This is a genomic window from Pantoea sp. Ep11b, from assembly GCF_040783975.1.
Classification (GTDB): domain Bacteria; phylum Pseudomonadota; class Gammaproteobacteria; order Enterobacterales; family Enterobacteriaceae; genus Pantoea.
Window position 1 is genome coordinate 217326 of the sequence record NZ_CP160631.1, and the last position, 21403, is coordinate 238728.

General features: G+C 59.9%; 19 protein-coding genes and 1 riboswitch. Of the genes, 10 read left to right on the top strand and 9 right to left on the bottom strand.

Annotated elements, in window-relative coordinates; translation table 11 throughout:
• The first annotated feature begins 1 nt into the window (after position 1).
• Positions 2–1834, top strand: coding sequence for an ABC transporter ATP-binding protein (locus tag AB1748_RS01115; RefSeq protein ID WP_367395911.1), 1833 nt, complete (start codon positions 2–4; stop codon positions 1832–1834).
• On the opposite strand, the gene AB1748_RS01120 is transcribed toward AB1748_RS01115, so the two are convergent.
• The gene (locus AB1748_RS01120; protein WP_367395912.1) at positions 1831–2949 is read right to left on the bottom strand and encodes a GNAT family N-acetyltransferase; all 1119 of its coding nucleotides are present in this window, start codon (positions 2947–2949) and stop codon (positions 1831–1833) included. The two genes, AB1748_RS01115 and AB1748_RS01120, sit on opposite strands and share 4 nt — an antisense overlap.
• A gap of 141 nt (positions 2950–3090) precedes the next feature.
• On the opposite strand from AB1748_RS01120, the gene AB1748_RS01125 reads away from it, so the two are divergent.
• The 3 genes from AB1748_RS01125 (at position 3091) to AB1748_RS01135 (ending at position 5652) form a co-directional block, all read left to right on the top strand.
• Positions 3091–3996, top strand: a complete 906-nt coding sequence (locus AB1748_RS01125; RefSeq protein WP_111139313.1) for a LysR family transcriptional regulator — start codon at positions 3091–3093, stop codon at positions 3994–3996.
• Between the two features lie 98 nt (positions 3997–4094).
• Positions 4095–5036, top strand: coding sequence for a glutathione S-transferase family protein (locus AB1748_RS01130; RefSeq protein ID WP_111139314.1), 942 nt, complete (start codon positions 4095–4097; stop codon positions 5034–5036).
• 10 nt (positions 5037–5046) lie between these two features.
• Entirely contained in the window at positions 5047–5652 is a 606-nt protein-coding gene (locus AB1748_RS01135) for an alpha/beta hydrolase (RefSeq protein ID WP_293773178.1), read from the top strand.
• Here AB1748_RS01135 and AB1748_RS01140 read toward each other — a convergent pair.
• Both AB1748_RS01140 and crcB read right to left on the bottom strand, forming a co-directional pair.
• Positions 5649–6464, bottom strand: coding sequence for a sugar phosphate isomerase/epimerase family protein (locus tag AB1748_RS01140; RefSeq protein WP_367395913.1), 816 nt, complete (start codon positions 6462–6464; stop codon positions 5649–5651). The genes AB1748_RS01135 and AB1748_RS01140 overlap by 4 nt on opposite strands.
• A gap of 108 nt (positions 6465–6572) precedes the next feature.
• Positions 6573–6950, bottom strand: a complete 378-nt coding sequence (crcB, locus tag AB1748_RS01145; protein ID WP_111142119.1) for a fluoride efflux transporter CrcB — start codon at positions 6948–6950, stop codon at positions 6573–6575.
• An 87-nt stretch (positions 6951–7037) separates the two neighbouring features.
• Positions 7038–7113: riboswitch (Fluoride riboswitch) on the bottom strand.
• A 117-nt stretch (positions 7114–7230) separates the two neighbouring features.
• Here crcB and AB1748_RS01150 point away from each other — a divergent pair.
• Complete coding sequence (locus AB1748_RS01150; protein WP_111142120.1) at positions 7231–8151, top strand: nucleoside hydrolase; 921 nt, start codon at positions 7231–7233, stop codon at positions 8149–8151.
• A 6-nt stretch (positions 8152–8157) separates the two neighbouring features.
• Here AB1748_RS01150 and AB1748_RS01155 read toward each other — a convergent pair whose 3' ends face one another.
• On the bottom strand, positions 8158–9186 hold the full coding sequence (locus AB1748_RS01155; protein ID WP_367395914.1) for a zinc-binding alcohol dehydrogenase family protein: 1029 nt from the start codon (positions 9184–9186) through the stop codon (positions 8158–8160).
• Positions 9187–9323: 137 nt separating this feature from the next.
• On the opposite strand from AB1748_RS01155, the gene AB1748_RS01160 reads away from it, so the two are divergent.
• Entirely contained in the window at positions 9324–10226 is a 903-nt protein-coding gene (locus AB1748_RS01160; RefSeq protein ID WP_367395915.1) for a GntR family transcriptional regulator, read from the top strand.
• Between the two features lie 169 nt (positions 10227–10395).
• Positions 10396–11748: an MFS transporter gene (locus AB1748_RS01165; protein WP_111142123.1), complete on the top strand. Its 1353-nt coding sequence runs from the start codon at positions 10396–10398 to the stop codon at positions 11746–11748.
• Between the two features lie 20 nt (positions 11749–11768).
• On the opposite strand, the gene AB1748_RS01170 is transcribed toward AB1748_RS01165, so the two are convergent.
• From AB1748_RS01170 to mntP, 4 genes are all read right to left on the bottom strand, one after another.
• Positions 11769–13160 (bottom strand): hypothetical protein, encoded by a 1392-nt coding sequence (locus AB1748_RS01170; protein ID WP_111142124.1) that lies wholly within the window; start codon positions 13158–13160, stop codon positions 11769–11771.
• Positions 13153–14064 carry an alpha/beta fold hydrolase gene (locus AB1748_RS01175; RefSeq protein WP_293773158.1) on the bottom strand — a complete coding sequence of 304 codons (912 nt, stop codon included), beginning with the start codon at positions 14062–14064 and terminating at the stop codon, positions 13153–13155. The genes AB1748_RS01170 and AB1748_RS01175 overlap by 8 nt, the downstream gene beginning before the upstream one ends.
• Before the next feature lie 425 nt (positions 14065–14489).
• Positions 14490–14567 carry a stress response protein AzuC gene (azuC, locus tag AB1748_RS01180; protein ID WP_367396309.1) on the bottom strand — a complete coding sequence of 26 codons (78 nt, stop codon included), beginning with the start codon at positions 14565–14567 and terminating at the stop codon, positions 14490–14492.
• Between the two features lie 115 nt (positions 14568–14682).
• Positions 14683–15258, bottom strand: coding sequence for a manganese efflux pump MntP (mntP, locus tag AB1748_RS01185; RefSeq protein ID WP_111142258.1), 576 nt, complete (start codon positions 15256–15258; stop codon positions 14683–14685).
• Positions 15259–15573: 315 nt separating this feature from the next.
• Between mntP and AB1748_RS01190 the strand changes: the two genes are divergently transcribed.
• From AB1748_RS01190 to AB1748_RS01200, 3 genes are all read left to right on the top strand, one after another.
• Positions 15574–15816, top strand: coding sequence for a DUF1158 domain-containing protein (locus AB1748_RS01190; protein ID WP_111142257.1), 243 nt, complete (start codon positions 15574–15576; stop codon positions 15814–15816).
• A gap of 748 nt (positions 15817–16564) precedes the next feature.
• Positions 16565–18178: a malate dehydrogenase (quinone) gene (gene mqo / locus AB1748_RS01195; RefSeq protein WP_367395916.1), complete on the top strand. Its 1614-nt coding sequence runs from the start codon at positions 16565–16567 to the stop codon at positions 18176–18178.
• Positions 18179–18304: 126 nt separating this feature from the next.
• Positions 18305–20689, top strand: coding sequence for a phosphoketolase (locus tag AB1748_RS01200; RefSeq protein WP_367395917.1), 2385 nt, complete (start codon positions 18305–18307; stop codon positions 20687–20689).
• Here the strand turns inward: AB1748_RS01200 and AB1748_RS01205 are convergent.
• Positions 20686–21273 carry a LysE family translocator gene (locus tag AB1748_RS01205; protein WP_367395918.1) on the bottom strand — a complete coding sequence of 196 codons (588 nt, stop codon included), beginning with the start codon at positions 21271–21273 and terminating at the stop codon, positions 20686–20688. The two genes, AB1748_RS01200 and AB1748_RS01205, sit on opposite strands and share 4 nt — an antisense overlap.
• Positions 21274–21403 lie beyond the last annotated feature (130 nt).

The window sequence follows — 21403 nt, forward strand, 5'->3', positions numbered from 1 at the left end:
TATGTTGTATCGCCGTTTTGAACGCTTTATCAATATTTTTCATGACGCGCCTACCGATTCGCCCCCTTCAACGGTCTGGTCGTTCTACTTCTATTATCTGCGGCAGGTCTGGCCGAGCTTTGCGGCCCTGCTGGTGGTGGGCCTGGCGTCAGCCCTGATCGAAGTGTCGCTGTTCAGCTATCTGAGCCGCATTATCGATATGGTCAATCACTCCACGCCCGCGACCCTGTTCCGGGATAACTGGCCGCTGCTGCTGTGGATGGCGGCGGTGGCGCTGATCCTGCGGCCGCTGTTTATCGGTCTGCATGACATGCTGGTTCACCAGAGCATCAGCCCCGGCATGACCAGCATGATCCGCTGGCAGCATCATAATTACGTGCTGCGCCAGAGCCTCAACTTCTTCCAGAGCGACTTTGCCGGGCGTATTGCGCAGCGCATTATGCAGACCGGTAATTCACTGCGCGACTCGGCGGTGCAGCTGGTGGACGCCATCTGGCATGTTCTGATCTACGCCGTCACCTCGCTGGTCCTCTTTGCCGGTGCCGACTGGCGACTGATGATCCCGCTGATTCTGTGGATGGTCGCCTACAGCGCCTCGCTGCGCTTCTTTGTGCCGCGCGTCAAGGCGCGCTCGGTGATCTCCTCGGAGGCCCGTTCCAGGCTAATGGGGACGATCGTGGATGGCTACACCAATATCGCCACCATCAAACTGTTTGCGCACAGCGACCTGGAACGTCAGTACGCCCGCCAGGCGATTCAGGAGCAGACCGATAAAACCCAGTACGCCAGCCGCATGGTCACCAGCATGGATCTGACGCTCTCGGCCCTGAACGGGCTGCTGATTGTCTCCACCTCCGGGCTGGCGCTGTGGCTGTGGAGCCAGTCGTTAATCAGCGTCGGCGCGATTGCGCTGGCAACCGGCCTGGTGATCCGCCTGGTCAACATGTCCGGCTGGATTATGTGGGTGGTCAACGGCATCTTCGAGAATATCGGCATGGTGCAGGATGGGCTGGAGACCATCGCGCAGCCGCTGAGCGTGCAGGATGCGCCACAGGCGACACAGCTTAAGGTCACGCGCGGCAATATCCGTTTTGAGGATGTGCGCTTCGATTATGGCGGCGGCCGTCAGGTAATCGACGGGTTTAACCTCGACATTAAACCTGGCGAGAAGATCGGTCTGATCGGGCCGTCGGGCGCCGGGAAATCGACGCTGGTTAACCTGCTGCTGCGGCTCTATGACCTGAACAGCGGGCGCATTGTGATCGACGATCAGGACATCGCCTCCGTGACGCAGGAGAGCCTGCGCAGTCAGATTGGCATGATCACCCAGGACACCTCGCTGCTGCACCGCTCCATCCGCGAAAACCTGCTCTACGGACGTCCTGACGCCAGCGATGAGGCGCTGCAACTGGCGATGAAACGCGCCCGCGCCGATGAGTTTATTCCGTTGCTCTCCGACTCGCAGGGCCGCACCGGGCTGGACGCGCACGTCGGCGAACGCGGCGTGAAACTGTCAGGCGGTCAGCGTCAGCGCGTGGCGATAGCCCGTGTGCTGCTGAAGGATGCGCCGATTCTGATCATGGACGAAGCGACCTCGGCGCTCGACTCTGAAGTGGAAGCGGCCATTCAGGAGAGCCTGGAGTCGTTAATGCAGGGCAAAACCGTGATCGCCATTGCACACCGCCTCTCCACCATTGCGAAGATGGATCGGCTGGTGGTGCTGGATAAAGGCGGCATTGCCGAGATGGGCAGCCATCACGAACTGCTGGCAAAAAACGGCCTCTACGCCCGGCTCTGGCAGCATCAGACCGGAGGATTTGTCGGCGTCGATTAATCGCCGCGTCGATAGGGCAAGGCGTCGCGGGCTTCTTCCGCCCAGCCGCGCACGCCTTCCCGCTCCTGCACCAGAAAATCAGCGACAGCATCACGCAGGCCGGGATGCAGCAGATAGTGCCAGGAGCGAGTGATCTGCGGCTCAAAGCCGCGCACCAGCTTGTGTTCACCCTGCGCACCCGCATCGAACCGCGTCAGCCCTTCCTCAATCGCCAGCTCCATTCCCTGATAGAAACAGGTTTCGAAGTGCAGCCGGTCAAACTCCGCCAGGCAGCCCCAGTAGCGGCCGTAGAGCGTCTCGCTGTCCCGCAGATAAAAAGCCATCGCCGCCGGTTGCTGCTGTAAGCGGGCAATGACTACCACTATGTTCTGCGGCATCCGTTCCGCCAGCAGGCTGAAAAAGTCGCGCGTCAGATAGGGCCGCTGACCACGCACTGCATAGGTGTTGGCGTAACAGGTGTAGACAAAATCCCACTGATCTTCGCGTAACTGGTCGCCGCGATAGCGGTCAAACAAAAAGCCGCTCTGCGCCACCTGTTCGCGCTCTTTTCGCAGCTGTTTGCGCTTGCGCGACATCAGCGTATCCAGGAAATCCTGAAAATCGCGGTAGCCGCGATTGTGCCAGTGATACTGGCAGCCGAGCCGCGACAGCCAGTCGGGCTGATCGGCCAGCAGCTGGTCAGCCTGTGCATCGGTGAAGTTGATATGCGCCCCGCTCAGGCCATGCTGCAGCAGGCTTGCCGGCAGGGCCGACAGCAGTTGTGCGGCGGGCTCCCCCAGCAGGCGCGCGCCGCTGACCGGGCTGAAGGGGATCGCCCCCAGCCATTTCGGGTAGTAGCGGATACCGGCGCGCTGGCTGGCATCCGCCCAGGCGTGATCGAAGACATACTCACCCTGCGAATGGTATTTCTGGTAGCCCGGCAGCGCGGCGCGGGTGACGCCCTTTTCCTGCCACAGCAGATGATCGGGCTGCCAGCCTGACTCAGGCCGGACGCTGCCGCTCTGCTCTAAGGTGAGCAGAAAGGCGTGGCGCAAAAAGGGCTGGTCATCGGGCAACAGTGCATCCCACTCGGCGGCCGGGATGGCTGCCAGTGACGTCAGGTGAATCAGCGACATGAAATACTCCAGACAGCGTCGGGCAGAGCGTCAGTCAAGCAGGTTTTCCGCCGCGGCGAAAGGGTTAAGGCACACAAAGTGAAGGCTGCATCCCCTGCACACAGCCTCTATACTGCGACTTTACCTCTACAGGGCTTCGCGATGGATCGACTCGATTGTGACCGGATGTTTGTCACGGTGCTGGAAACCGGCAGCTTTTCAGCGGCGGCGCTGCGTCTTGGCACCAGCAGCAGTCAGGCCTCCAAGCTGGTATCGAAGCTGGAGCAGCAGCTCGGTGTGCAGCTGTTCAAGCGCAGCACGCGCGCCCTGTCGCCGACTGATGTTGGCCGCAGCTACTATGAGCGGGTAAAACACCTGCTGGATGCCTTTGAGACGCTGGATGCCAGCGTGCGCGAAAGTGCCACCACCCCCACCGGCAGGCTGAAGATCAGCGCCCCCGGCTCCTTCGGCACGGCGGTGCTCTCGCAGGTGCTGGTCGCCTTTGCGCGGCGCTATCCGCTGATTGAACTGGATGTCAGCTTTTCCGATCGGGCGGTCAACATCGTCGATGAGGGCTTCGATATGGCGATCCGGATCGGCAACCTCAGCGACAGCAGCCTGGTGGCCCGCAAGCTGGGCGAGGTGCATGTGCGCATCGCCGCCTCGCCGGTCTATCTTGAACAGTTCGGCACCCCGCAGCACTGGCGTGACATGGCGCAGCACCAGTGCGTTATCGACACCAATTTTCGCGATCCCTGGCACTGGCCGTTCAGCGGCGGTGATGACAACCGCGAGATCGTCACGGTGCCGGTCCGGGGCCGTCTGCGCTTCGCCAATACGGAGGCCTGCCTGCAGGCGGCGGTCGCGGGTCTGGGGATTGCGCGCCTGCCCGGTTTTATCGCGGCCCCTGCGCTGCAGCGTGGCGAAATTGTCCGCCTGCTGGAGAACTTCGACACCCCGCCATTGGGCCTGTTTGCGGTCTATCCACCCGCCCGCCATCTGGCCCATCGGGCGCGCCTGCTCATCGACTTCCTGGTCACCCACTTCACCCGCCATCCGCCCGCGTGATTTCTTCCATAATGGAATAAATGATTGTCTTTGTGACCGGATTATCAGCCGTTTAGTCATCAGTTAAGCTGCGGCTCAAATCACAGAGGAGTCGCGCGATGTTAGTAGAAGGCAAATGGAGTAGTGACTGGCATCCGGTGCAGGCTACCGATAACCAGGGCGGTTTTGTTCGTCAGGCGTCCGGTTTCCGGCACTTTATCAGCAGCGACGGCTCCACGGAATTTGCTGCCGAACCCGACCGCTACCATCTCTATGTGGCACTGATCTGCCCGTGGGCGTCACGCGCCCTGATCGCCCGTAAACTCAAAGGGCTGGCGTCGCTGATTAGCGTCACCGTCGTCGAGCCACAGCTCGGCGCGCAGGGCTGGCGCTTCGGCAACTATCCTGGCGCACAGCCCGATCCGCTGAATAACGCGCAATACCTGCATGAGATCTACACCCGCGCTGCGCCCGATTACACAGGCCGCGCCACCGTGCCGGTGCTGTGGGACAAGAAAACCGGCACCATCGTCAGCAACGAATCGGCGGACATTGTGCGCATGTTTAACAGCGGCTTTGGCGATCTGGCCGACAACCGCATCGACCTCTATCCGGCGGCGCTGCGTGCGGAGATTGATGCGCTGAACGAGAGCCTCTATCCGCGTCTCAACAATGGTGTTTACCGTGCGGGCTTTGCCACCACGCCGGTGAGCTATCAGGCGGCGTTCAGTGACGTCTTCAGCCAGCTCGATGAACTGGAAGCCCTGCTGAGCGATGGTCGCACCTTCCTGCTGGGTGAGCGGCTGACGGAAACCGATATCCGGCTGTTCGTCACCCTGATCCGCTTTGACGCAGCCTATCATGGCCTGTTCAAATGCAATCTGCGGCGGATACGCGACTACACGCTGCTGAATCGCTATCTTAAGAGCGTGCTGTCGGTTTCTGGCATACGCGAAACGGTCAATATCGACCATATCAAACAGGGTTACTATTCAATCAAGGCGCTGAATCCGAACGGGATTGTTCCGGCAGGCCCCGATCTGAGTGAATACGGTTTTTAAAGGAGCAACGATGGCAAAGGCACTGGTGATTTTTCTGCATGGCGTGGGCAGCAACGGCGACGATCTGGCTCCGATTGGCCGTCACTGGGCGACGCTGTTGCCGGATGTGGTGTTTGCCTCACCCGATGCCCCGGAACCTTTTCCCGTTGGCCTGGGTTATCAATGGTTCAGCCTGACGGACGTGACGCCGGAGAACCGGCCGGGCCGGGTGCGGGCGGCACGGGCAGCGTTTGACGCGACGCTGAGCAGGGTTATGGCGCAGCACGGCTTTGCCGACCGCTGGCAGGATGTGGTGCTGGTGGGCTTCTCCCAGGGGTCGATTATGGCGCTGGATGCGCTGGCCTCCGGCCGTTATCCGCTGGCGGGCGTGGTCGCCTTTTCCGGCCGTCTGGCGGTTGACGGCGAACTGACGCCGCAGGCTCATCTGCCTGCGCTGCTGATCCACGGTCAGGCCGATGAGGTGATCCCGTGGCAGGAGAGCGAATCCGCCGCTGCCCGGCTCCGGGCCGCCGCGGTGCCGGTCGAGGCGCGTTTTGAACCCGCGACCGGCCACACCATCTCCGCCCAGGGCGCGATGCACGCCGCCGCGTTTATCGCGCAGTGCTTACAGGATTAACCCCAGCAGCGGGTTAACGCCTGCCAGGCCCTGCTGGCCGCGACGTCGGGCGGCAGGCGTTTCAGGGCATCATTAAAGACTTCAATGCCTACCGGCCCCTGATAGCCCGCGCTTTTCAGCTTATCCACGAAGCATTCAACGTCGATAATCCCCTCGCCGGGCAGCAGGCGCTGGTGCTTCGCCATCGCCATCAGGCTCTGCTTATCCTGCGCGGGAACGGCGGCCATATCGCAGAGCTGCACTTCATAGATGCGATCGGCGGGAATACCGTCGAGCTGCGATGCGTCACCACCCCGCGCGCAGATATGAAAGAGATCGACCACCAGCCCGATATTGGGCTGATCGAGCCGCTGCAGCCGCTGCCAGGCCAGCGGCAGCGTGTTATCTACGCTGCACCAGGCCATGGGTTCATACATGATGCGCATATTGTGACGCGCAGCTTCCGACGCCATCCAGCGCAGGTCATCATCAATCTGATCGGCGCAGCAATCTTCGCGGGTCGTGGCTGGCGCCTGAATGGTGTCGCAGCCCAGCGCCTGAGCCATCTGAATAAACTGACGCAGCTCTTCGCGCTTCTGCGCGCGCAGTTCACCGGGCGCACCACTGAAATCACGCAGCACCTGAAGATTGGTAAAACCTGGCCCCTGCCGGGCGGCGATCTCCGCCAGCGCCGCCGCGCCACCACTGGACGCCTCAACATCTTCGCGCCAGATCTCAACCTGATCGAAACCGGCGTTTCGCGCCGCCTGCAGCTTCTGACTGGGTTCACCGCTCAACAGCACCAGGTTAAGGAAGGTCGGTTGGGTTCGCATGGCTCTGCTCCTTCGTCCGGAATAATCGGCGAGTTCAGGGGACGCGCAACCTGCGCGTCACCTGAATCCTTCCCGATCTCTGGCGCGTCGCGGCTCGCTGACCTGCGGTCAGCTCAGCAGCGTCACCAGCGCAAAACCGGCAAACGCCATCAGCAGCGAGCCAATCACATGCACCAGCGCACTGGCCATCGCCCAGAGATACTTCCCTGATTGTAGCAAGCCCATTAATTCTGCCGTGAAAGAGGAGAAAGTCGTCAGCCCGCCGCACAGGCCGGTGACGATCAGCAGCTTCCAGACCGGGTCGATATCGGGATGGCGGACAAACCAGGCCATCGCCCCGCCGATCACCAGACCGCCGATCAGATTCACCAGCAGGGTGCCGGGCGGCAGATTAGGGAAGAGCGCATTAAAGCGCACCGAGAAGAACCAGCGCAGCACACAGCCAGCCGAGCCGCCGATCATCACAGCCAGTAAAGGTTTCAACATATTCTGCTCCTGATTGCAGATTCACGCCGGGCTGAGGGGAAAGGCAGAGGTAAACAGCGCCTGACACCTCAGCTCCCGCGAAAGGATTGAGTGTCAGGCGTCATCAGCCGGTGTTTAGCTCACCGGCGGTTGGGAAAGGTGGCACGCCATCACCTTGCGCCGCTGATAATACGACGCCCGTCTGCGGCTGGCAAGCGGGCGCTCTGGACGGCTGAATCACTTGACGCCTGCGCGTCTGACGGGGTAATGCTGATGCTTTACAGCCTGTTGCGGAGACCCCATGCGTACCCTGATTTTTGACACTGATATCGGCGTGGATGACGCCTTTGCGCTGGCTTACGCGGCGCGGACGCAGCATCTGCTGGGAATTACCACGGTATTCGGTAATGTGCCGGTGGGTCAGGCGGTGAAAAACGCCCGGCTGTTCTGCGGGAAAATGGCGATTGAGGCGGAGGTTTACCGCGGCTGTTCACGACCGCTGGCGCTGGCACCCTCTGCCCCCGCCGCACTGCACGGTCAGGACGGGCTGGGCGATGCCTTTGAAAATGAGTACAGCGATCGGGCACCGGGCGCGGTGCAGTTTATTATCGACAGCGTTCGGGCGCAGCCGCATCAGATCACACTGGTGGCGATAGGGCCGCTGACCAATATCGCCACGGCCATCAATCAGGCGCCGGATATCATTCCGCTGGTGAAGGAGCTGGTGATTATGGGCGGTGCCTTTGGCACCGATGGCCACAGCGGCAACGTGACCCCCTTCAGTGAATTTAATATCTGGAAAGATCCGCACGCCGCCGATCAGGTGCTGACGTCGGCGCTGAAGGTGGTGGTGATCCCGCTGGATGTCACGCATAAGGTGTTAATCAGCGGTGAAGAGGTGCAGCGCCTGAATCAGCCGGTGCTGAGTGCGATCTGTCGCCCTTATCTGGCTTACAGCCTGGCGAAAGAGGGCTTCAGCGGCATGGCGCTGCACGATACCCTGGCGGTGGCGTGGCTGACGCTGCCCCAGGCCTTCACCCTCACCGACAGTCCGCTGCGGGTCATCACGGAGGGGATCGCCTGCGGCCAGACGGTGCGTAAACTGAGCGCGCTGGCCTCGCGCCAGGATCCGTTTGCCGGTCTGCCCGCCCAGCGTGTCGCGCTCGGGGTGGATGCTGACGCGGTGCGGGCGCACTTCTTTGCTACCCTGACCGCGCCCTGAAGTCCGTTAGCGATCGAAATGAATCACGCCTTTAATCAGTTCGCGGTTATTAATCACCTGCGCTTCAAAGGTCTGATCCAGCGTGGAGAAGGCCAGATGGTGATTGAGCATCATGTCGGCGCGTAACTGGCCACTGGCCATCAGCGCACACACCTGGTCGAAATCCTCGCGGGTGGCGTTGCGGCTGCCCATCAGTGTGGTCTCTTTCTTGTGAAACTCACTGTCCGGGATCACCAGATCGCCTTTATGCAGGCCGACATAGACGATGGTGCCGCCGTGCCGCATCAGGTTAACCGCATTGTTCATCGCGGCCGGATTGCCGGTAGCGTCGATCACCTTCAGCGCCAGCCGGCCGCCAAACTGGTCGCGCAGCGCCGTGGTAAAGGTCACCTCAGCCGGATCGAGTGCGGCCAGGCCAAGTCGATCGGCGACATGCTGACGACGAAATGCGCTGGTGTCGGCTACCACTACCTGTGCGCCGCTGGCGGCCGCAATCGCGGCAACGCCCAGTCCGATCGGCCCGGCACCGACTACCAGCACCTGCTCATCCGCCGCCACCGCCGCACGCCGCACCGCATGGGCGCTGATAGCAAACGGCTCAATCAGTGCGGCCGCCTCCGGTGCCACCTCATCCACCGCCAGTAATGTACTGACCGGCACGCTCAGGTAGTCGCAGAAGCCGCCATCCTGATGCACGCCTATCACGGAAATCTGCTCACAGCAGTTGGTCCGGCCGCTCTGGCAGGCGTCACACTGCAGGCAGGAGATATAGGGCATGAGCGCCACCCGCTGGCCTAACTGAACACCCTCTGCGCCACTGCCCAGCGCCACCACTTCCGCACAGATTTCGTGACCCAGCACGCGGGGATAGCTGAAAAATGGCTGATTGCCGGACCAGGCATGAATATCCGTGCCGCAGATCCCGGCGGTCAGGATCTTAATCAGCGCCTCGCCTGCGGCGGGTGTCGGCAGGTCGCGGCTGGCCCATACCATTCTGCGGGGTTCTGCGATGAGCAGTGCTTTCATTGTTGTCATGATGATTCTCCGGTTGTCCTGCAGGCAGTTAGGGCGAATCCGTCAGGCCGCGCAGCGCTGATCGGCGGGAACTGTGAAGCACGACGATTTTTTTGGGCTTTGAATGGTTTTTAATGCATAAAAAACCGGAGGGTGCGATGAGCCGCAGCCAGAATTTGCGTCAGAACGTCATTAACCAGATGCTTGAGAGCATTGCGCAGCATCACATCCGTTCTCCCCTGCCACCGCAGGCGGCGCTGGCCGAAATGTTCAATATCAGCCGGACCACAGTGCGCCATACCCTGCACTATCTGCATCAGCGTGGCATACTCGACAAGGTGGATCAGACTTATGTGATCGTACGCGAACCGCGCGAAGATGACCGCTTCAGCGCCTTAACGCCGCCGATTGAGCAGCAGGCCAGCCACGTCGAGCAGATGTTTTTTAACCTGATTAACCAGCGGCAACTGGTGCCCGGCGATACCTTCAGCGAGCTGCAACTGGCGCAGCAGGTCAACGTCAGTCCGGTGGTCGTTCGCGAGTTTCTGCTGCGTTTTATGCGCTATGACCTGCTGGAACCGGTCCGGCGGGGTCAGTGGCGGATGAAAAAATTCACTCAGGATTACGCCGAGAAGCTGTTTGAACTGCGCGAGATGCTGGAAACCCACGCCCTGAGCCGCTTCCTGAATCTGCCCGCCGGCGATGAGCGCTGGGTGCAGGCGCGGGATCTGCTGGATCGTCATCGATCGATGCGCGACACCATCGCCAGCAACTACCGCCACTTTGCCGCGCTCGATCGGCAGATGCACTCGCTGATCCTGTCTGCCGCCAGCAACCCGTTTTTCAACCAGTCGCTGGAGATTATCTCGGTAATCTTTCACTCGCATTATCAGTGGGATGAGAGCGATCTGAAGCAGCGCAACATCGTGGCGCTGGAGGAGCATATGGCGATTCTGACCGCGCTGATTGGCCGTCAGGATATCGACGCGCTCTGTGCCTTACACAGCCATCTGGCGACCGCCAAGACCTCTATGGTGCGCTCCATCAGTCAGTACAATTAAAAACCGATTAAAAACCGCAAAGCATTAGCTTCCGCACGGTTCAGAAACATCTTTGCAACATCCTTATCCCTTTGCTCTTAGTCTCGACTGCAGCGTCACGGCGGCCTTTTGCCGCTGCGCGCAACCCCTTCTCACCATAACGATAAGTACCCAGTTTCGGGAGAGTGCAATGGAAAAGACCTCAGTAACCGGCCGCGACAGCGCATCCGGTGAGATGACACCAGACCAGGATTTTGTGCCGATGCGCAGCGACGTGGTACGTTCTCCGCGTATCCGCAAGGTGCAGATAACGGCGATGCTGCTGCTGCTGTTCGCGGCCATCATCAACTATCTGGATCGCAGCTCGCTCTCCGTGGCGAACATGACGATTCGCGATGAGATGGGACTGAGCGCCACCGAAATCGGCGTGCTGCTCTCCGCTTTTTCGCTGGCCTATGGCCTGGCGCAGCTGCCGTGCGGCGCGCTGCTGGATCGCAAAGGGCCGCGCATTATGCTCGGCATCGGCATGTTTATCTGGTCGCTGTTCCAGGCGGCCTCCGGCCTGGTGCATAACTTCACCCAGTTCGTGCTGGTGCGCATCGGCCTTGGCATTGGTGAAGCGCCGATGAACCCGTGCGGCGTGAAAGTGATTAATGACTGGTTCAACATCAAAGATCGCGGTATGCCGATGGGGATGTTTAATGCGGCGTCGATGATTGGGCTGTCGGTGGCGCCGCCGATCCTGGCAGCGATGATGCTGGTGATGGGCTGGCGGGGCATGTTTGTCACTATCGGTATCCTCGGCATGTTCCTCGCCATCGGCTGGTACATGATCTACCGCGACCGCGACAACAACACGCTGAGCGCCGAAGAGATCCACTATCTGCAGGCGGGCAGCGTGGCGTCACGTAAAGAGCCGATCAGCTTCAGAGAGTGGTGCGGCCTGTTTAAGCAGCGCACCATGTGGGGCATGATGATTGGCTTCAGCGGCATCAACTACACCGCGTGGCTCTATATCGCCTGGCTGCCGGGTTATCTGCAATCCACCTATCACCTCGATCTGAAAAGCACCGGTCTGCTGGCGGCGATTCCGTTTCTGTTTGGTGCGGCGGGGATGCTGCTGAATGGCTATGTGGTGGATTCGCTGGTGCGTCGCGGCTTTAACGCGGTGAAAACCCGTAAAGTCTGCATCGTCAGCGGGATGCTGCTCTCGGCCGGATTCACCGCTGTGGTGACCCGCGCCACCGACACCACCAGCGCCGTGACGCTGATCGGGATGGCGCTATTCTGCATCCACTTCGCTGGTACGTCGTGCTGGGGGCTGATCCACGCCAACGTCACCGCCCGTATGACCGCGTCGGTCGGCAGCATCCAGAACTTCGCCAGCTTTATCTTCGCCTCGTTCGCACCGGTGATCACCGGCTGGGTGCTTGACACCACCCAATCCTTCAGCCTGGCGCTGATGATTTGCGCCTGCGTGACGCTGGTGGGCGCACTCGCCTACCTGCTGCTGGTGCGCCAGCCGATTACCGACGGCGAATAATCGCCGCTGACGGCGCGGCGCTACGTCAGCGCCGTCAGGGTCACGCCATATTTCGCCCCGTAGCGTTTAATCCCGGCCATCACCTTCTCCGTGCTGAGCGGCGGCGGCGGTGGCAACAGCGCGGCCCGTTCACGCAGCGCCGAGTCGAAGCGGGAGAAGGTCGCGAAATCACGCGGGAACCGCTCTTCATCCACTCCGATAAAGACCCCCTCGTCGCGGGCATGGGCGAGCAGCGCCCGCCAGCGGTCGATCTCCGCCAGCCCGATGCTCTCCGTGCCGTGAGAAAAGAGCATCATGTCGATATTGCGGAACGGTGGCTGTTTTTCGAGGAAACGTTGCAGCGCCGCGGCGGAAGGTTCAGTGCAGAACACCAGCCAGAACGGGATCGCCTGCTGCTGCTGCGTACACCACGGGTCCATCAACAGGAAGCTGTCCACCGTCAGCCGGGTCGGTAAAATGCCTGCCGCCAGATACCAGTCGCGGTAGATCTCCGCTACCACATAACTCATCGCTTCCGGGTCGTCGTAACGGATCTCCATCAACGTCCAGCTCTGCGCCGCCGCCAGTTTTTTCAGCGGCGAGATGAGGTAGCCATCCAGTCCCCACTCCGCTTCCGGTACATGATCGGTGATGGCGGGCGGCGTCCAGCGTTCCCGGTCAACGCCGTAACGCGCCAGATATTCCGCCACTCTCGGCCCGCCCTGCAGATACTCTTTTTCGCTGGCGCCGCCCAGCGCGCCAAACTGGAAGAACGAGCGATCGCTGGTGCGCGTCACCGGCCACTGACGGGTGCAGTGATTGATAAACAGCGTTGACCCGGCAGGCAGGCTGCCCATCAGAAACTCGTTGAAGGCCAGCGGCAGGTCGCGCAATTTCAGCCGGAAATAGCGCATCTGGTCCAGCATCAGGCGATCCTGATTCGGGTCGTGCATATGGTGAACGGCCAGGCGCGGCCAGGCGGCCAGCAGGGCAGCGGCAATCTCTTTGCCCTGCTCAAAACTCGCCATTGCATCATCGGGATCGCTGCCGGTCGCCCGGACCGGACAGAGAAAGGTCTGCGGCAGCCAGGGGACGCCCATCGCCGACGCCAGATGCACCAGCGCCCCGTTCGACGAACCGATAAAGGCTGCCGGATACGCCTGCTGCGGGTACTCACTCACCATCCACTCGGCGATCCCTTCCACATCCAGTTCGCCCGCCTGACGCAGGCTGATCCCCTCCGCCAGGCCGCCCAGCGCATAGCCCCACTCGCGTAGCCCGGTGGGCAGCCGGTTCAGCGAAGGCAGCAGGCGGTCCAGCGTCGGTGACTGGCTGGGACTGGTAAAAGGACGATCGTGAAGCGCGTTGGCCAGCGCCAGCAGCATGGCGGCCGCAGAGTCAAAACGGGCAATGCCTTTAGGCGGTTTACTCATGCTGATTCTCCTGCTGGATCCGCGCCAGGAAGGGGCGGATGGCGTTGCAGAAACTCCACGGATAGACGTAGTGCAACGTGTGGGTGCCGTCGCGCAGCGTCAGACGTTCACTGCGCGGCATCAGTGCGGCCAGTTCATCCAGCCAGCGCGCCGGACAGATCGGATCGCGTGAGCCGCGCAGCAGCAGCGTGGGGGCGCTGATGTAGGTAAGGCGATGCTCAATATGATCCCGTATCATAGCGCGCATTGTGCCAAAGGCACGCCACAGCCCCGCTTTTGCATAATCGATGCGGGCCAGCGGCCCCGGCGGCCGGCGCGTTTCCAGCCGGCTATTACGCCAGCTACGCCAGAGCTGGCGCGGCAGGCTGCGGGCGTGACGATCGACCGTCGGCCCCTGCAGCACCAGCCCCGCCACCGCCTGCGGATGTTTTACCGCCAGCGCCGCCAGAATCTGGCAGCCAGACGAATTACCGATCCAGATGGCACGCTGAAAGCCGTTGTGCTGCAGCCAGAGCCAGAGCACATCGGCCTGCTGATCCACCGACATTATCGGGGCTGAGGCTGGCAGCGCACTGGCCCCGAAACCCGGCAGATCCGGCACCAGTACGTGATAGTCGCGAGCCAGCGCCAGTGCCAGCGGCTCCATAGCCCGGCCCGACATCACCAGACCATGAATCAGCACCACCGGCAGGCCCTGATCGTCGTTTGGCGTGACGCGGGTAAACATGCGCCAGTCGCCCACCTGCTGGAAGTAACCGGCCAGTCCGGCATGATGACTGCGCGGCGACACCGGCGGCGTCTGCTTCAGCGCCTGCCAGCGTTTCATGCCCCACAGCGTCGCCGCCACACCCAATCCCACGCCTGCCACAATCGCTGCCTGTTTTCGTCGATGCTTCTGGATCATCCGCTGCTCCTGATTTGGGGAGAATAATTCAGTGTAGGACGGTATCAGGCCGGAGGCGGGTTAATGGTGAGATGGTGAACTATTTGGACGGCGTGTCAGTCCCACAGGAGAGAGCGTGATGGGTATTAAACACTGGTAAGCAGAAGCGTTGGTGTCGGTGGCTTCAGGTAATTACAACTTCAGACGATGAAAATCTGCAATGAGCGATAAGCGGACATCGTGCTTTCTCATAACGATCACCGCAAAAAGCAAAAACTTCGTTCATCCTTTCTGACAGCTAAAACATGATAATAAGCGTGGCAGCAGCAGACCGGATGCCCACGGGGCACAAACAGGCAGATCTAAACAGCGGGAAGTAAAAAGCGGAAGGTGATAATCACCGGTCTGTCCCTGACCGCGATTATCGAGGGTTTCCTGCGGGGTGTTTAGTTCATGGCACCCGGCGGGACGTGTCTGAACGTCTCAACATAAGCGCGGAACACGTATTTAAATATGCGTTTCATGCAGCACCTGATTCAAATTTCGTTGAAGATATACTGAAAAAGTATAGCTGCTGCGCGTTTTAACAGCAAATAAATTTGAACCAGATCACAAAATTGCCACTTTGGCGCGGGCGCCTCAGGCTATATAGCCGAGGTGCTCTAACAGGATGGTAGAGCCGATAGCGATCAGCACCACGCCGCCCAGCACCTCCGCCCATTTGCCCAGAACCGGACCGATGAAGCGTCCCACCAGCACCCCGGTCGTCGCCATCACGGTAGTCGCGGCGCCGATGGTCAGTGCGGTGGTAATGATGTTCACCTGCAGGAAGGCCAGGCCGACGCCGACAGCCAGCGCATCCAGGCTGGTCGCGACAGCGGTGGTCGCCAGCACCATAAAGCCGTGGCTTTGCGGGGCTTCGCAGGGCTCTGCAACGGCAGTCTGCCGTAAACCTTCCAGCATCATACGCCCACCAAGGAACGCCAGCAGGCTGAAGGCCACCCAGTGATCCCACGCCATAATGTAACGGCTGGCGGCCAGGCCAAGCGCCCAGCCAATCAGCGGAGTCAGCGCTTCAATAGAGCCGAAAATCAGACCGGTACGCAGTGCTTCCTTAAAACCGGGACGATGCAGAGTCGCACCTTTGCCCAGGGCAGCAGCAAACGCGTCCATCGACATGCCAAGCGCAAGAATCAGAGTAGCAATAAAGGTCATGATTTATTCACCTGGGGCGAAAAAGCGGCAATTCACGCTAAATTCACCACACAAAGTGTTCAGTTATGAAAAAGTGGGCGCAGTCTACCATGCAAACCGGAAGATAAAAAGACAGTAAAATCATGGATTTAAGTATAGCAAAGGCTATAACTCTTATCATTCGCTATATATGCCGCTAAGTCGATGGCAGCAAAGCCTTTTCTGATCTTCCTCCGCCTGCTGTGACCCGCCTGTGGCGCTGATCCGCTACGCCGCCATTGAACCGCGCCGACGATTGCCGGAAAATGCCGGGCTGATAAATATGGGATACCGGTTATGAATAACCCTTTTGAGACGTTGATCGTGCCGGGTGGCATTTTGCTGCTGGGCTTTCTTTCGGCACTGCTGCTGCCTGCGCCCGCTTTCAGCCTGGCGGTGGCACAGCATCTGTTGCAGCTGTTCCATCTGCAGGATCTGAATCAGCTCTACACGGTAGTGTTTTGCGTCTGGTTTTTACTGCTCGGGGCACTGGAGTTTTTTGTGATCCGTTTTGTCTGGCGTCGCTGGTTCAGGGTCTGATGACCCGGGTATCGACCAGCGTCCTGAGCCGTCCGGCGCTGCGCGCTTAACCCTCTAGCAACAGTTTCTCCACCTGGCAGCAGACCCGCAACGCGCTGTCGGGTCTGCTATGCCGCACTCGCGCGACGCTCAATGGAACAAGATCGCCAGTCCGGACATCGCGACCGGGATGATGAACGCCCGAAACGGCATGGCGATAAGTCTGAAAAAGCGCCCTGCCAGCGCGACGCCGTCATAAGTGAAACCGATGCGTGCATTGCTTTACACGCATTTTCAGACTCACAAAAATGTAACATTGTTTTTACACAACCAGCCGATCGGCACCCTCTGCGCCTATTCCCGTTATTCCTTTTTGCATAATAAATCGCTAAATTTCAGCGAATTAAATAATTCCGCACGGTTAGCACGCATACAGGCGTTGCACCAGCATGGGGCTTTTCCGCAACATAGTTTTTCAGTTAACCTACTGACTTAACGATAAAAAATCGCTAATACACCATTGCGCGTGATGATTAATTCTTATGCTGAATCATTTCTGCATTTAAAAAATAAACAAATGTTTAATTCAGATGCGAGAATGTTATATTCAGATGACAAAGCATAACGTGCAGTTAACGCGTTATCACCGCTTTAACCTATACCTGAGACTTAACCTTTGAGAAATAGCGCAACGCGCTCGTCAGAAGCGTGACTATTTCGCCTGCGAAACTGTTGGGCTTCAGGTCAACAGAAGAGGAGATGTCGCCTCATGTGCAATTCAGCTGTAAACCTTGCGCTCGCGATGAGTGCCATGGCAAAGGACACCACTACCGCGCAGGAGCGCAAAGACGTTGACGTGCTGCTGATTGGCGCAGGTGTGATGAGCGCTACTCTTGGCGCATGGCTGCAGGATTTAGAACCGGACTGGTCCATCGAAATGGTGGAGCGGCTGGATAGCGTGGCCGAAGAGTCATCCAACGGCTGGAATAACGCCGGGACCGGTCATGCGGCGCTGGCCGAGCTGAACTATACGCCTCAGCAGGCGGATGGCAGCATCGACATCTCCAAAGCGGTGACGATTAACGAATCGTTCCAGATTTCCCGTCAGTTCTGGGCCTGGCAGGTTCAGAAAGGCAATCTGCGCAACCCGAAAAGTTTCATTCACAGCACGCCACATATGAGCTTTGTCTGGGGCGACGACAACGTCAATTTCCTGCGCAAGCGCTATAAGGCGCTGCAGAAAAGCACCCTGTTCCGCGGTATGGCTTACTCTGAAGATCCGCAGCAGATTGCCCGCTGGATCCCGCTGGTGATGAATGGGCGCGATCGCAACCAGAAAGTGGCCGCGACCTGGACGGAGATGGGCACCGACGTCAACTTCGGTGAAATCACCCGTCAGCTGATCGCCGCCTTAGAGAAGAAAGCGAACTTCCGGCTACGCCTGCGTCAGGAAGTGCGTGAGCTGAAGCAGCTCGCCGACGGGCGCTGGCAGGTGACCCTGCAGTGTCTGAACAGCGGCACACGTCGTACGCTGACCGCAGGCAAAATCTTTATCGGCGCAGGCGGCGCGGCGTTACCGCTGCTGCAGAAGGCCGGTATCCCGGAAGCCCACGGCTACGCCGGTTTCCCGGTGGGAGGTTCCTTCCTCGTTACCGAGAATCCGCAGGTTGTGGCACAGCACATGGCCAAGGTCTACGGCAAAGCCAGCGTCGGTGCGCCACCGATGTCCGTGCCGCACGTCGATACCCGCGTACTGGATGGCAAGCAGGTGCTGCTGTTTGGCCCGTTTGCCACCTTCTCGACCAAATTCCTGAAGCAGGGTTCGCTGATGGATATGTTCACCTCGCTGAACAGCAGCAATATGCTGCCGATGGTGAAAGTGGGCCTGAAAAGTTTTGATCTGGTGAAATACCTGATGGATCAGGTGCTGCAGAGCGATCGCGACCGGATGGACGCCCTGCGCGCCTATGTGCCGCAGGCGAAGCAGGAGGACTGGCGCCTCGTCACGGCCGGTCAGCGTGTGCAGATCATCAAAAAAGATGAGAAAGAGGGCGCGGTATTGCGCCTGGGCACCGAAGTTGTCGCCTCACAGGATGGCACCATCTCCGCCCTGCTGGGTGCCTCACCCGGCGCCTCTACGGCGGCACCGATCATGCTGGAGCTGCTGCATAAGGTCTGTCCTGAGCAGATGAAGACGCCGGAATGGCAGAATAAGATCCGTGCCGTGATCCCCTCCTGGGGACGCAAACTCAACGGCGACGTGGCACTGACCGAGAAAGTGTTAGCCGAAACCAGCCGTATTCTGCAGCTCGACTATTCGCCGGTTACCCCGATGGCGGCCAACGACGAAGGACGGGAAACCGCGTTCGTGGTCGGCAAGTAATTCAGCGCCATCCAGAAAAAGGCTCCGCACTGCGGGGCCTTTTTTATTGGCCGGTTGCCTGGTCGTCCTGACTATTCTCTATTAGGGTTAAGGCATCTTTTAGCTGAACGCTCAAGAGGAAACGGCATGTCTTACTCCCCTGCGTCATCGGAATTTACGCTGCTCGACCGCTACTGGCGGGCGGCGAACTATCTCTCCGTCGGACAGATCTACCTGATGGATAACCCGCTGTTACGCGAGCCGCTCAGACCGGAGCACATCAAACCGCGCCTGCTGGGCCACTGGGGCACCACGCCAGGGCTGAATTTTATCTACGCCCATCTCAATCGCGCGATCCGTAAACACGACCTGGCTATGATCTACCTCTGCGGACCGGGACACGGCGGACCCGGTATGGTGGCCAATACCTGGCTGGAGGGCAGCTACAGCGAGATCTATCCGCAGGTTTCACAGGATGCGGCGGGCATGCAGCGCCTGTTTAAGCAGTTCTCTTTTCCCGGCGGCATCCCCAGCCACGCGGCACCGGAAACACCCGGCTCGATCAACGAAGGCGGTGAGCTGGGCTATTCGCTCTCCCATGCTTTCGGGGCGGCCTTCGACCATCCCGACCTGATCGTGCCATGCGTGATCGGCGACGGCGAGGCGGAAACCGGGCCGCTGGCCTCCAGCTGGCACGGCATCAAATTCCTCAATCCTGAACGTGACGGTGCGGTGCTGCCGATTCTGCATCTTAATGGCTATAAGATTGCCAACCCGACGCTGCTGGGCCGCAGCAGCGACGAGGATCTGCACCAGCTGTTCAGTGGTTACGGCTATGAGCCGCTGTTCGTCTGCGGACATGAACCGGAAAAAATGCATCCGCTGATGGCGGAGATCCTGGATCGGGCGCTGGCGAAAATCGCCGCTTATCAGCGTGAGGCGCGCAGCGGTAAGGCCAGCGTCGAGGTGCCGCGCTGGCCGATGATCATCCTGCGCAGTCCCAAAGGCTGGACCGGCCCCAAAACGGTCGACGGCAAAAAGGTGGAAGATTTCTGGCGGGCCCATCAGGTGCCGGTCGCGGCCTGCCGTGAAGATGAAGGGCATCGCCAGATCCTTGAGAACTGGATGCGCAGCTACCAGCCCGACGATCTGTTTGATGAACAGGGTCGGCTCAGGCCGGAGCTGCAGGCGCTGGCACCCGAGGGCGACAGGCGGATGGGGGCATCACCTTATGCCAACGGCGGCCTGCTGCGCCGTGAGCTGGATACGCCAGCGATCGCAACATTCGCCTGCGAGGTCAGCGAACCTGGCGCGCAGATGGCGCAGGCCACGGAACATCTGGGGCGCTATCTCAGCGCACTGTTCGAACGTAACCGCGATAATTTCCGCCTGTTCGGACCCGATGAAACGGCCTCTAACCGTCTGACGCCGGTCTTCGATGTGACCAGCCGCACCTGGCTGGAACGCACCGAGCCTTATGATGAACAGCTGGCGCGCGATGGCCGGGTCATGGAAATCCTCAGCGAGCATCAGTGTCAGGGCTGGCTGGAGGGCTATCTGCTGACCGGCCGCCACGGGCTGTTCAACTGTTATGAAGCCTTTATCCACATTGTCGATTCGATGTTTAACCAGCACGCCAAATGGCTGAAGGTGTCGCGTAAGCTGGGCTGGCGTAAGCCCATCTCGTCGCTTAACTATCTGCTCTCCTCCCACGTCTGGCGGCAGGACCATAACGGCTACAGCCATCAGGATCCGGGCTTTATGGATCACGTTGCCAACAAGAAAGCGGACATCGTGCGCATCTATCTGCCGCCCGATGCCAACACGCTGTTGTGGGTGGGCGACCACTGCCTGCGCACCTGGGACCGCATCAACGTGATCGTGGCGGGCAAGCAGCCTGCGCCGCAGTGGCTGGATATGAGCAGCGCGGTGACCCATTGCGAAGCGGGCATGGGCGAATGGCGCTGGGCGGGCACCACGCCGGATAATACAGAGCCGGACGTGGTGATGGCCTGCGCCGGTGATGTGCCGACGATGGAGACGCTGGCGGCGGTCGATCTGCTGCGCGGGATGCTGCCTGAACTACGCATCCGCGTGGTCAACGTGGTTGATCTGCTGGCGCTGCAGCCGCAGGACCAGCATCCGCACGGCAAATCGGATGAGGCATTTGACGCGCTCTTTACCCGGGATAAACCGGTGATCTTTGCCTTCCACGGCTATCCGGCGCTGATACATCGCCTGACCTACTCGCGCACCAATCACCGCAACTTCCATGTGCGCGGCTTTAACGAAGAGGGCACGACCACTACGCCGTTTGATATGACAGTGCTGAACGAGCTGGATCGCTATCATCTGGCGCAGGAGGCGATTCTGCGCGTACCGGGGCTGGCTGAGGCCCATCCGGAACTGCTGGAGAATTTACAACAGCGGCTGGCTGAACATCATCGCTATGTCCGTGAACATGGCGAAGATCTGCCGGAGGTGCAGAACTGGAAATGGCCGTCGGCCACCGCGCCGGGTGCGCCCGATTAAGCGGCCAGCAACGCGTCGGTCAGCATCCAGATGGTGGTCGCCACCAGCGACAGGGCCATCAGGCTGTTGAAGAGCTGACGCTTCCAGGCAATCTGCAGATGGCTGCGCAGGCGATCGCCCAGCGCAGCCCAGATCAGGATGCAGGGCAGATTCAGCAGCATAAAGCCAGCCATCACCGTCAGCACCCCACTGCTGGCGCTGTAGAGCAGTGCGACGTTGGTCGCCATCAGCCAGGCCTTGGGGTTGATCGCCTGGAAACAGGCACCGCCCACCAGCGTCATCGGCTGCGGCCGGTTTCGCACTTCGGGTGCCGCGGCGCGAAAAATTTTCCAGGAGATCCACAACAGATAGGTGCAGCCTGCCAGCGTCAGCGGCAGGCGAACCGCCGCCATCCCCTGCAGCAGCAGCTCCAGCGCCATCCCGGCAATCAGCGTCTGAAGTGCGCAACCGACTAAAATGCCGAAGACCATCGGCAGGGTTCGCCGCATACCAAAATTGACGCCGGAGGTCGCCAGCAGCAGATTGTTCGGACCTGGCGTAATAGACATCACGGTGACGTAACTGAAGAAAGAGGGGTCAAGCATTATGGCGCTCCTGAAAAACAGACAGAGCCTTATGCTACGGCGGGAAAAGAGATGGTAACAGTAACACAAAATCATTATTGTTATGGTTACAGTTCCTGTTAATCACAATTGTACCCATCACATCCGGAGG

Bases quoted from the DNA above. Each gene is read 5' to 3' on its own strand.
- AB1748_RS01115 (WP_367395911.1), top strand. From the start codon at position 2: ATGTTGTATCGCCGTTTTGAACGCTTTATCAATATTTTTCATGACGCG.
- mntP (WP_111142258.1), bottom strand. From the start codon at position 15,258: ATGACCTTTATTGCTACTCTGATTCTTGCGCTTGGCATGTCGATGGAC.
- AB1748_RS01200 (WP_367395917.1), top strand. From the start codon at position 18,305: ATGTCTTACTCCCCTGCGTCATCGGAATTTACGCTGCTCGACCGCTAC.
- AB1748_RS01135 (WP_293773178.1), top strand. From the start codon at position 5,047: ATGGCAAAGGCACTGGTGATTTTTCTGCATGGCGTGGGCAGCAACGGC.
- AB1748_RS01150 (WP_111142120.1), top strand. From the start codon at position 7,231: ATGCGTACCCTGATTTTTGACACTGATATCGGCGTGGATGACGCCTTT.
- azuC (WP_367396309.1), bottom strand. From the start codon at position 14,567: ATGAAACGCATATTTAAATACGTGTTCCGCGCTTATGTTGAGACGTTC.
- AB1748_RS01175 (WP_293773158.1), bottom strand. From the start codon at position 14,064: ATGATCCAGAAGCATCGACGAAAACAGGCAGCGATTGTGGCAGGCGTG.
- AB1748_RS01165 (WP_111142123.1), top strand. From the start codon at position 10,396: ATGGAAAAGACCTCAGTAACCGGCCGCGACAGCGCATCCGGTGAGATG.
- crcB (WP_111142119.1), bottom strand. From the start codon at position 6,950: ATGTTGAAACCTTTACTGGCTGTGATGATCGGCGGCTCGGCTGGCTGT.
- AB1748_RS01125 (WP_111139313.1), top strand. From the start codon at position 3,091: ATGGATCGACTCGATTGTGACCGGATGTTTGTCACGGTGCTGGAAACC.
- AB1748_RS01120 (WP_367395912.1), bottom strand. From the start codon at position 2,949: ATGTCGCTGATTCACCTGACGTCACTGGCAGCCATCCCGGCCGCCGAG.
- AB1748_RS01205 (WP_367395918.1), bottom strand. From the start codon at position 21,273: ATGCTTGACCCCTCTTTCTTCAGTTACGTCACCGTGATGTCTATTACG.
- mqo (WP_367395916.1), top strand. From the start codon at position 16,565: ATGTGCAATTCAGCTGTAAACCTTGCGCTCGCGATGAGTGCCATGGCA.
- AB1748_RS01155 (WP_367395914.1), bottom strand. From the start codon at position 9,186: ATGACAACAATGAAAGCACTGCTCATCGCAGAACCCCGCAGAATGGTA.
- AB1748_RS01190 (WP_111142257.1), top strand. From the start codon at position 15,574: ATGAATAACCCTTTTGAGACGTTGATCGTGCCGGGTGGCATTTTGCTG.
- AB1748_RS01140 (WP_367395913.1), bottom strand. From the start codon at position 6,464: ATGCGAACCCAACCGACCTTCCTTAACCTGGTGCTGTTGAGCGGTGAA.
- AB1748_RS01170 (WP_111142124.1), bottom strand. From the start codon at position 13,160: ATGAGTAAACCGCCTAAAGGCATTGCCCGTTTTGACTCTGCGGCCGCC.
- AB1748_RS01160 (WP_367395915.1), top strand. From the start codon at position 9,324: ATGAGCCGCAGCCAGAATTTGCGTCAGAACGTCATTAACCAGATGCTT.
- AB1748_RS01130 (WP_111139314.1), top strand. From the start codon at position 4,095: ATGTTAGTAGAAGGCAAATGGAGTAGTGACTGGCATCCGGTGCAGGCT.